General features: G+C 28.1%; 11 protein-coding genes. All 11 read right to left on the bottom strand.

What is annotated here, in order from left to right; translation table 11 throughout:
• On the bottom strand, positions 1-880 hold an 880-nt coding region (locus AB4Y90_RS10135), incomplete at its 3' end, for a DEAD/DEAH box helicase family protein (RefSeq protein ID WP_441557378.1).
• Complete coding sequence (locus tag AB4Y90_RS10130) at positions 847-1,746, bottom strand: Hachiman antiphage defense system protein HamA (RefSeq protein WP_441557377.1); 900 nt, start codon at positions 1,744-1,746, stop codon at positions 847-849. The genes AB4Y90_RS10135 and AB4Y90_RS10130, both read right to left, overlap by 34 nt.
• A gap of 397 nt (positions 1,747-2,143) precedes the next feature.
• Positions 2,144-2,710: a hypothetical protein gene (locus tag AB4Y90_RS10125; protein ID WP_441557375.1), complete on the bottom strand. Its 567-nt coding sequence runs from the start codon at positions 2,708-2,710 to the stop codon at positions 2,144-2,146.
• A gap of 96 nt (positions 2,711-2,806) precedes the next feature.
• Positions 2,807-4,516, bottom strand: a complete 1,710-nt coding sequence (locus AB4Y90_RS10120; RefSeq protein WP_441557373.1) for a hypothetical protein — start codon at positions 4,514-4,516, stop codon at positions 2,807-2,809.
• On the bottom strand, positions 4,507-5,994 hold the full coding sequence (locus AB4Y90_RS10115) for a hypothetical protein (protein ID WP_441557372.1): 1,488 nt from the start codon (positions 5,992-5,994) through the stop codon (positions 4,507-4,509). Before AB4Y90_RS10115 ends, AB4Y90_RS10120 begins: the two co-directional genes overlap by 10 nt.
• A 27-nt stretch (positions 5,995-6,021) precedes the next feature.
• A complete protein-coding gene (locus AB4Y90_RS10110) occupies positions 6,022-7,290 on the bottom strand; it encodes a P-loop NTPase fold protein (protein ID WP_441557371.1) in 1,269 nt (422 codons plus the stop codon).
• Between the two features lie 116 nt (positions 7,291-7,406).
• Positions 7,407-7,874: a hypothetical protein gene (locus tag AB4Y90_RS10105; RefSeq protein WP_441557369.1), complete on the bottom strand. Its 468-nt coding sequence runs from the start codon at positions 7,872-7,874 to the stop codon at positions 7,407-7,409.
• A 181-nt stretch (positions 7,875-8,055) separates the two neighbouring features.
• On the bottom strand, positions 8,056-8,463 hold the full coding sequence (locus AB4Y90_RS10100; protein ID WP_441557368.1) for a hypothetical protein: 408 nt from the start codon (positions 8,461-8,463) through the stop codon (positions 8,056-8,058).
• A gap of 125 nt (positions 8,464-8,588) precedes the next feature.
• Positions 8,589-8,981, bottom strand: coding sequence for a hypothetical protein (locus tag AB4Y90_RS10095; protein ID WP_441557366.1), 393 nt, complete (start codon positions 8,979-8,981; stop codon positions 8,589-8,591).
• A gap of 106 nt (positions 8,982-9,087) precedes the next feature.
• Positions 9,088-9,666 (bottom strand): phospholipase D-like domain-containing protein, encoded by a 579-nt coding sequence (locus AB4Y90_RS10090; protein WP_441557365.1) that lies wholly within the window; start codon positions 9,664-9,666, stop codon positions 9,088-9,090.
• Positions 9,667-9,733: 67 nt separating this feature from the next.
• The coding region (locus AB4Y90_RS10085; protein WP_441557363.1) for an HNH endonuclease family protein at positions 9,734-10,416 on the bottom strand (683 nt) is incomplete at its 5' end.

Here is a 10,416-nt window from a genome sequence, read left to right as displayed (position 1 = left end):
GATTATAATTTAATAGTAAGATTTGATTTTTAGAAAGAAAATTATCAAACGAACCATTATATCCTCTTTTTTGTTGATTGTAAAATTCAATATATGGTCCAGCAAGAAGAATATCAGAATTATTATCTAATGCATAGAAGACAGACAAACGATATGCTACATCTCTTTCGTTTTCTCTAATTTCTTCATCTAATAAATACTCATTATCTATTTTGTAAATTTCATCAATGAATGCAAAATCAAAAGCGATTAAATTAGGACTTTTCTCTTTAAATGATAGGAAACGCTCTGGTGTGAAAATAAATAAATTATTATCTCCAAATTCTGTTATCTCACTTAGTGTATGAATATTATACTTCTCTCTAAAATATGAATATGATTCGTCTGAAATAAGCCTTTCTAAATTTTCTGATAGTAATGCAATTGTTGGAAAGATTAAAACCACATTTTTATAGCTCATCTTTTTAATTATCTCAAAAACAATATGTGTTTTCCCGAAAGATGTACTCGCTGAGAGAAAATATCTGTTTTTTTGATTGTGTTCAAATAGATTTAAAATATCCATTTGATACTTGTGAACTTTTCTTGTTTCTGTTGTATGCAGAGTACTTTCGTAAAGGAAAGATGAGAATGTATTTAAATTGAAGTCTTCAATTCCTATGGTTTGATTGAAACTATTTAGTAAATCATAATAGTGGGGAATCCCTACAGCATTGGATATATATTTGAGGAATTTTAAATCTGATTGATTTAAGTTATCTGATTTAATAATATCAAAATAATCACAAACTGACTTTACTATTACATCGTTTGTAATTTGATTTGATTTAAATTTATTTATCTGTTTTAAGACATTAGTGGTTTCTTCGATTCTATCCATTTTATTACCTCTTCTTTTATTAGTTTAACATCTTTCATCGGAATTAAGATGAAAAATATTGAATATGGAATTGAAAGACCATAATTAGTTGATGAATATTCGCTTTGAATATGTGTAGGAATGTTCTTTATACTTTCATCATATCCAGCGCTATCTTCTTCATATAGAAGCATAACAGGATAAATAAGTTTCATATTATGCTGTTTAATTTCATCCGTTATTGACAAATATGGATTTTCTTTCCAGTCATTTATTACAGTTTCAATTTTCGAACCTTTGTATTGTAGATTATTTACTTCGTTGGAAATAGCAAAAACATTAGCTTGTAGGTAGTTATCTGAAATAGCTTTACCTATATTTTTAAAAACACTTTTTATTCCACTTTTGTAATCTTTATGAAATTTGACTTCTCCAAACCATAATTCGGTTTGTCCGTTATTTTCAATTAAGTGATAAGAATCGTAACCCTTTGTTTCTGAATTTTCCAAAGGATTATAAAAATATCCTCTTGCGATAAGTGGTTTTGATTTGAAAATTGTATATAGAACGCTAAATAAAACAACTTCTCCTAGAAAACCATATTTTATTTTTGTTCCTAAATCGGAAGTTGGATTATATTTTAGTTTTGTTTGTAAAGCTATATAATGTAGTTTATCATAATCTTTATTTTCTATTTCAAACTCATTAAAAGAATACTCCAAAATAGAATTGTAAATTATCTCAGAGAAATCATTGTTATTGGTAATTTTAAAGCACTTATCATTATCAATAGAAAAAATAGTCTTTAGAATCCCAATTGTAGAATTTGGCAAATCATATTGATGAATTATTGTATTCTCAATTAAATCAAGTAGAGTTTTTCTCATTGAAAGAGATTGGTTTTAGTTTGATAAAATTTTTAATTACCTAATATTCAAATTTAAAAACTTTATGAAATGTCAATATACGGTTTTCCATAAAAACAAAAATAAAAAGCTATTCAAAATAATTATTCAATATTTCCCATTGAACTTTACTGAAAATATAGAGATTAAGTCATCCAAGAGAGACATGAATCTAAATATCTATTAGTAATAATTATCAAAATAAGGAGCCCTATTAAAATCTTTAAGGTAGTTCTAAACATTATAAATAGGTATTCCACCAGCTTTTTTCAAACGTTATGATTAGCATTTCAGCCCCAAACATTATGACGAGAAAGTAGTTTTCTATAAATTATAAATCTACAATAACCATTTTTTGATTATATCAGAATAAAATTTACTATCTAAACTTATAGATTTTACTGTTGTTATCGATATATCGAATAATTTTGATTGCCTCTGACTGGGATAAATTATGATCGTTAATAAGTGTACAGTAAATATTGGCAAATTCATTATAAATATTTGTTGCAAAAATGCCGGTATCGTCTGATCCTAATACAATTGGTGGTATACTGTGCCCTTGCTCATGCCAATTTATCCAATTTAAAAGATGATATGTTGAATAGTTTTTATGAAAACCGATTCTTACATTGCTTGTAGGAAGTGTTTCAATAACAATTTCTTTTATTGTCATAAATTGTAGAATTTCAAGTTGTAGAGCTTCAAGTTGATTGCAATCAAATATTTCAAAGGGATCTATTGAAATCACTTTATTATAATTTGAGCGAAACGATAAACTATGATATTTTTGAAATACCTCGACAACTTTATCCTTAGTAATACTGTTGTCATCTTCTATTATTTTTTTTGTAATAAGCCAAGTGCTTTCTGTATCATCAAAAATTCCTTGTGCTTGTAAGTTGTTTTTTTTGTCAAATTGGTGTAATGGGCAGCATTCCCGCATTAACCATGCTTGTTGGAGAATCAGTATAGGATAGTATTCTTTGTAAATGTTGAAACTTAAATTATTTACTTCATTTATTATTTGTGGAATTACTTTTTATAATTGTTCGTTTTTTGATTTTACAATTAAATGATAAGCAAAAATCAAATTATCAAGATGGATTCCTTGATTAATTAAGATTTTTTTTCCRACTATTTTCGACCATAATTTAACAGATATCCCCGCAGCAGTAGCATGACCAATACGATCAGCTTTCTTAAAATCACAAAAAATAATTGCTTCATAAATAGACCTTAGACCATCTAAAATATGATAAAAATCCTCTCCTGCATGGTAGGTAAAGTGTTCCACGCCCTTCCTGCGAAGCGCTCTGTACGTAGGTGCAAAAACTTCTGGCGGAGCATCAAATTCACTTGATGCAGCATCAATTCCAATTAGTTTATTTTTGTATTTAGGATAATTTTTCAGTAGAGAAGATATATTTCGTCCTTTTCTTGCAACTTCTAATCTTAAGGCTCTATGACGTATATACGGATTTGGTTTTGTGTCAACTCTTTTTATAAAATGTGCTACTAGCTTCAACTGTGGTAGATGATTTTTTGATGAATTTAGACTCAGTATTTTTATCATCTTATTCCAGCCTTTGTATATTGTTTCAATCTGTGCGATTAATTCTAATTGTGTAGCTTTTGGGGAAAATCTTCCTTCTAAAAAAGATAGAAAATTACCGTCGTTTCCATGCATTTGCAAATACCTTCTGCCATAACTTTTTTCACTTTGTTCTCTTAAACCATTCAGAGTGTTTTTTTGAAATTGCTCAAAGCCATTTTGATGAGTTTGTTGAACTAATAAACGATTTGTTAATCCTAATATCAATAGATAATAGTGTAATAATTTTGCTATAATTTCATTCGGGTGCAGTGTTATTTTTTCCAAAATCAAAACATACATATATGATTCTACTGACATCAAATATTGGCTTTTACCATTTGATGAGATTTGATCTAAAAATGGATGTCTGTAGCCAACAATTTTATTTGATAATAAACTACGAATACTAGAAGGACGAAAATTTTTATCTTTTTTGAGACTTTCCGGATTAAAAATATATGCGTAAAATATATGTCGAATTTTCTGAGCATCTTTTAATAAATTAATATAAGTAAGAGGCTCAAGTAAGGATGACTCTTGCTCAATTTGTTCTTTAACTCTAGTATTGTTAAAACTTTTTTTCAAATCCTTATAAATTCGGGTTGGTTGTGACAAATAATCTTGCCAAACCTGATCTGTTTCTAAAGATCCATTCAAGTGCATGTGTAAATCATGAAAACCTTTATTATCATTGATCAAGTGCTCTAATTGTGTGATTTTTGGATAAGGAATCGATGTATATTTTGTATTTGGGAGTATTACTTCTTTAAAAAAAGATAAATTTTTAGTATCACTTATTTTATACTGTTTATGTATAAGTAAAGACTGAAGAAATAATGGGGGTATATATGTTAAAAGTTCTTGCCAAGAATTCTGCATTTCTTCCTTCACATATATCCTTTTAGATTTAATCTCCAAATGATTTTCTGCCAATTGTCTAATACCGACTAAAAAAATGTCATTAAGGTTGAAAACATTTTCAAAAGCTTTTTCTTGATAAAGTCTATAGAGATGATCTGGTATTAGCCTGTTTTGAGTTCTTGACAAAAGAAATAATCTTCTTTTAATATCTTCAAACGAAACATTATTACCAACCCGGTATTGGGAAAGTGATTCATTATCCATTAAAAGAAATTTATATAAATCTACGGCCATAAAGAAGGATTTAGTTCTAAAAATCTTCGGAAATTTCTTATTTTATTGCTATTGCTTTGTTTACCAAATATGGTATATAGGTACGTGCTTATTTGTTTATTATGTTGTGTATTGGTAGGCTTTCCCATGTCTTCAAACCATTTTCTTGGATAATCATTTTCATTCAAAATTTTTATTAAATCTTTTTCTCTGCCTTTATTAGCTAATGTACTATCTCCTTCCATAAATACTTGGTACACATCAGCAGCATTTTTGACCGCATCTGAATTGCTTATTTGAACTAAGTTTAACTGATCATAAACTGAAATTTTTATAGCATTTTCTAAGTTTTGTCCAGTATAATCCACAAGTCTTGAAACTAACTCATTATCACTATAATCTAAGTAACAAGTTAAGAGAGGGCAGCTTAATAACCATTTAGATAGTGAAAGATATTTTTTTTCTTCAGAAAGCAATGAATTTAATTTTTTCAAATTTTGTAGGAACAATTGATTGGAAAGCTTTGTATTGTCCATACTTAGTTTTGGTGTGTTCTGTAATTGTTCCAAAGTATCTTCAACTATAATTGCATTAAAAAATGAAATTATTTGATAATTAAAAATTTCTCCCAATAGGATTGATTTATTAAAATCTCTATTAATATTTTCTAATGCAAAATAAAATCGAGTATATATTTTTCCAAGAATATGAGTAGGAATTTCTGCTGGATTTGCAATTTTCTCATATGAAGAAATCCAAGATAATATATCTTCTGCAAAGTTTTCTAATTCTCCTTTATCAGAAAAATCGTCACTTAAAAAATCAACCAAATGAGGATTGTCATTCACAGAATCGTTTTGTAAGATTATTGAATTTCTTCTATCGAAAATTGGTGCTGGATAGGCTCTCATTTGAGATAAGTTAATAAGAGCTGAAACAACCTCTTTCATTCTTTCAGTTTCTTCTTTCTCAGCTGCAATTAATTGATCTCTTTTTAATATTTCCCCTATTGTTGCCAATAAAATGTGAATAGAATATGAAACTTGAGTTGCTTGTCTATGTGAATAAGATAAAATAAAACTTGGAATATAGGCAATCGTTTTATCTAATAGCGATTTTGTGTTTTTTGGAGAGAAAACGGAATCTAGTCGATCTGTAAATCCTTTTTTCGCAATTTCTTCAAGTCCCATTAATTTAATATAATGATTTGTATTTTGCGTTGCCGGATTGTTGATTGCGCCGAAAATATAGCTTTGTAGATTGGCAGTAATATCTCTTAGTACTCGATCAGTATAAATACCACTTTTATCACAAAGGTCTTCTATGTTAGGGCTAATGATAGTTGAGGAGCTATTATTTGTGGCGTAAGGAATAATACTTAAAATATTTCTTATATATCCGATTCTTATAAAGTAATCAAAAAGCAGGTATTTACCATTTTTTTTGCTATTAATAGAAGACGATAATAATATATTTAAAGAAAATAAGCATGCATTCAAGTTTGAATCAGTTGTAATGGGTTGTAACTAATATACATCTAATAATCTATGATTTGATATCAAAAGGTCAAGTATGATACTATTGATGAATTTCGAAGAATGCTTAGATGTGTACGTATCTACATTTTTTTCTTGAAGCTCTGCTAAGAAAATATCTATAATAGAATTATAATCACGATTCTTGTCATCAATTTTTTTTATTAAAAATTGTATTTGCGTTCTTAGAGGAAGTGAAAGCAGAAAAGTTCTATAGACTTCTTGTTGTGTAGGATTAACAATTCCAAATTTTTTAAGAATTCTATTGTAAACTTTATCTAGGCTTTCTTCTCTTTCCAATGCAGGATGGCTGACATTAATGCTTATATCCCTGCTAATTCTCTTCTTTTCAGAAATTGTAGTAAGATGAATCCGATACTTCGGAGGCATAATTTTCAACATATATTGTGAAGAAAGTTCCACAACCATATCATTAAATCTATTAATCTTATTGCTGGTATCACCTGTTCTTTGTTCTACACCTTCGTATTTAAGTATTTCCCGACCGAAATTCATCCATTTTTTTTGACGAATAACGGTAGAGTATAAATTCATATCACCACTCAATAAAATAATCAGTTTCGAGCTGGTAAAATATTTTCTTATACATTCCAATACAGCCCATCCCTTAGAGGAATCTACATCAATATCGTCAAAAATTAGTAAAAAAACACTTTTTTTCAATATTTGTGCTGAGAAATCTAATAAGTCATTGAAATTTTGCATAAGATTTCTAGATGCAGATACTGCTGCTAAACCAGTGTCCATAACAAATTCAGGATCCATCCAATTATCTGAATTATTAGAACCTATTCCATCTATAGAGGGAATTCCGTGAGCTAAATTCATTAACTTATTATGCCATTGTCTTTTAACCTGTTGATTATACTCCAAATTGAAGACATCCTCATCAAGCTTTTTGTTTATAACTTCAGATATCGCTGATAAAACATTCAAAAAAACATGCCCTTTTTCTTCTATTAAAGTTGGATCAATAATTGGAAGTACACTTACGTCACTATTTGTCTTGTAATAATCCCTGATATTTAAAAGAAACGAAGTTTTTCCGCTACCACGAGATCCCAGAACTGTAATCGCTTTGTGTAAGTTTTCTTTTGATTCATCTGCTTTAGCTAAATCAATTAAATCATCAATATGATTTTTTACGGTTAAAAATTCCGTTGCGTGGATTATGTTACCTTCTGAAAAGCTGCTAGCGTTTTCACTTTTAAGAAGGTTTATAATAATGTTTTCAGACATTGATTATTATGTTAATGGTTATTATTAAAGTTAAACTAAAATATTATTTTTAATGATATCAGACAAATGTTATTAATGATATAAAAATCTTTAGAAGATAAATTAAAAGAGTATCATTACATCGTATGATGGATTAAAAATGTTCCGAAAATCTTACAATTATTAAAATAGTGTAAAACATTCCTATCGCTACAATAAAACATATGAACAGAACTAGGGGATGATGGAACAAGATTAGTGGGAAAATTCGAAAAAAAAGTTCTTTCATTATTACTGAGACAACTTAGTTCTCTCCTATATCCCAAAATTTCCCGGATAATACGTTTTTCTATTTTTGTATTTTTACATTCGACCGCCATATAAATTTGTTCAAAACTTGGTCTCTCAGATATATTTGGAAAAGTCAGAGCAATATCCAATTCATGGTAGTCTTGTCTTGTTAATATTCTGTTTGATCCATTGATGTTGTGGCTCATTGTCGTAAACTCAATATCTGTCCAAAGTTCAGCAACCAAAAGACCAGACGAATATACTTCAATGTAGGGATAATCTCTGTTCACGGGACCTCCTTTTTGCTTCAACATTACACTATTATTGTTAATTAGACGCAGATTGAATCCTTCATCCACATTTAATCTGTGACAAATCTCAGCTAGTACAGAAGCTTCATAAAGTTTACCTTGCAATGCACTAACTGGTAACAGCATTGAAGATTGTGCAGCGGATATCGCCAAACTATTTTCTAGAATGTTAGAAATTCTGCTTTTAATTGTTGTTATTTGGGCTTGTGTCATTGTCCTCTAAGATAATGTTCTGAATCTTTTTAAATTCCTCTATTATAGGTCTGTAAGATGGAAGATTTCTTAAACTGTAAACTCCTTGATCTTCTATCATTTGAATCTGTATATCTTCAATGGGAAGTTCAGACTCTACAGCTTTATTTAGTTTATTGATTATAATTTCAAAATTGTCGTTTGAGATTGATTCCAATATTTCAATTGATTTATCAATGTAAAAGATTAAAAGTCTTTTTGGGTTAAATTCCAACCTCTCTTTTTGTTCCAATTCTTCACGTAAGGCAATCTCTATCTGTCGAGTAACCTCACTTAAGCCATTGATATTTAAACTTTGAATTAGGTGTAGCCTAATTTCGGTAGCTTGCTGAAATGTCATGTTTAAAATTTAGAAAAAGTAAAAATTATGAATATTACATCTGAAATAATGAATTTTTGAATTTAATCGTTATGTAAAATATAGGCTAATCTTCTACAAAAATAATTAACTAAAAAATATTATTGTTAGGTATTTTCCCTGAATTTTATATTCAAAGAATCTATTTTATAGATTTTTTGGATCAGATCATTATTTAAAAATGGGGAAAAATTAATTATCCAAATGTAATCCTTCTTAATTAAATCAATATCATTTTCTATAAACTCTGTTAGTTCTTTAACCGTAAAAATATTTTTGAATTTACTTTTGTAGTATTGTAAAATTGCATTTTCATTTGATTTAAATGTATCAGCAAAGTGTTCGAAATCTATATTTTCAAGTTTGTAATTTGCAATTTCATATACTGTCTGAAAATTAAAATCACTAATTTTATCAATTTTAAAATCGGTAATTACCGATTTACTAATAGGTAGAGGAAATTCCTGTAGTAAATCTGAATTGATGTCATCAATAGACATGTCATTATCTTTCCTTTTTATATCAGATTGCTTTAGTCCTTTGTGGTACTTCCATTTTGGATTAAAAATTAACCCTGCATCATATGAGATTTCATCATGTAATCCGTTAAAATGTGTAAAACAATAGCCCTAGGTAAAGTTTATCCTCCAAACTACTCATAAGTTTACGAGTAAAGGGATAGAAAGTAGAAATTAACTTGTTAGCAAAATAAAAATTATTAAATAGTATATCTATATTCTGATCTATATAATCTAAATCTGTAAAAAAATGAAAAATTCTAGTGTAATATTCTGCAATTTTTGAGTTTATAACAACAACAAGATTTTCTAAATTTTTATTGGCATTTTCTGTGTAATTATAAGAACCAGTGATTGCTATTTTCTTATCTATAGTGCAAAATTTGTTGTGATTAAATTTTTTTAATTTCAATTTTTTAATTTCGATATCATTTTTTTGCAAGTCAGTTTCAAAAATATCATGAAAATACTTTTTATTTATCTCATTATCATCTACTAAAATTTGAACAGTAATTTTTTTTTCTTGCTTCAATGAAATTAATTTGTTAATGAGATTTTTATTGGTAAACCATGCTACTGAAATTTTTATAGATTCACTAGCCTCTTCAAAATTATCCATTATGACCTGTTCAATATTGGTAAAATATATTTGTGGTTCTTCCATCATATTTAACTTTGGTCTTGGGCCTTGCTCTATATCTCCTATTGGCTGATATATTTTATATATTTTTTGATTAGAATAAAATAGGTGAATTTAAATTTCTTTTAATTTGCTGGAATGTTTTTAAGCTATTCCCTTCATAATATTGAGTAAATAATCCAATAGCTCTTTTATGATTACTTTCAATTGATTTTATGTCCCAATCTGAGTTGGTCATAAAAATAAAATTTGTATTAGCCCTAGTTTCAATAGCTCCTTGGTATTTAATCTTTTTTTCAATAAACAATTTATTACTTAATGAAGCATTTTTATTTTTATCGATAAGAGCTAAATTACCTAGTCTATGTATCCATTCTTTATGTGCAGAGGATTCTATTTGCCAGTTAGTATTTTCTATTTTTTGAGGCATCAAGTGTTCTACTGAAGATGAGTCTTTATTATATTGTAGAACTGTGCCCGCATTTCCCATTAACATATCAAGCTTTAACAGTAGGTATCTTGTTTTATTAATTCTTGTTTCAACATATGCTCCCCATTTTTCATTTTCAAGAAGATTAGTAAAATCTGAAAAATTAATAGGTTTTTCAGAAGAAATTTCCTCGTTATAGAAGTCAGATCGTAAACATGAATCAGCCAAGAATTCTTCAATTGCTTCTTCTTGCGTTAGTTCTTTTTTATTTACTAAATCAAAATAATTATCTATTCTTCTTAATATTAAGAATGTTCTTGTAGTTGATTGTCTACGACCTAGAAGCC

The organism is Chryseobacterium sp. 2TAF14, from assembly GCF_052115105.1.
Lineage (GTDB): Bacteria > Bacteroidota > Bacteroidia > Flavobacteriales > Weeksellaceae > Chryseobacterium.
The sequence above is the reverse complement of the archived record's forward strand: the minus strand, read 5'-3'. Positions and strand labels throughout refer to the sequence as shown.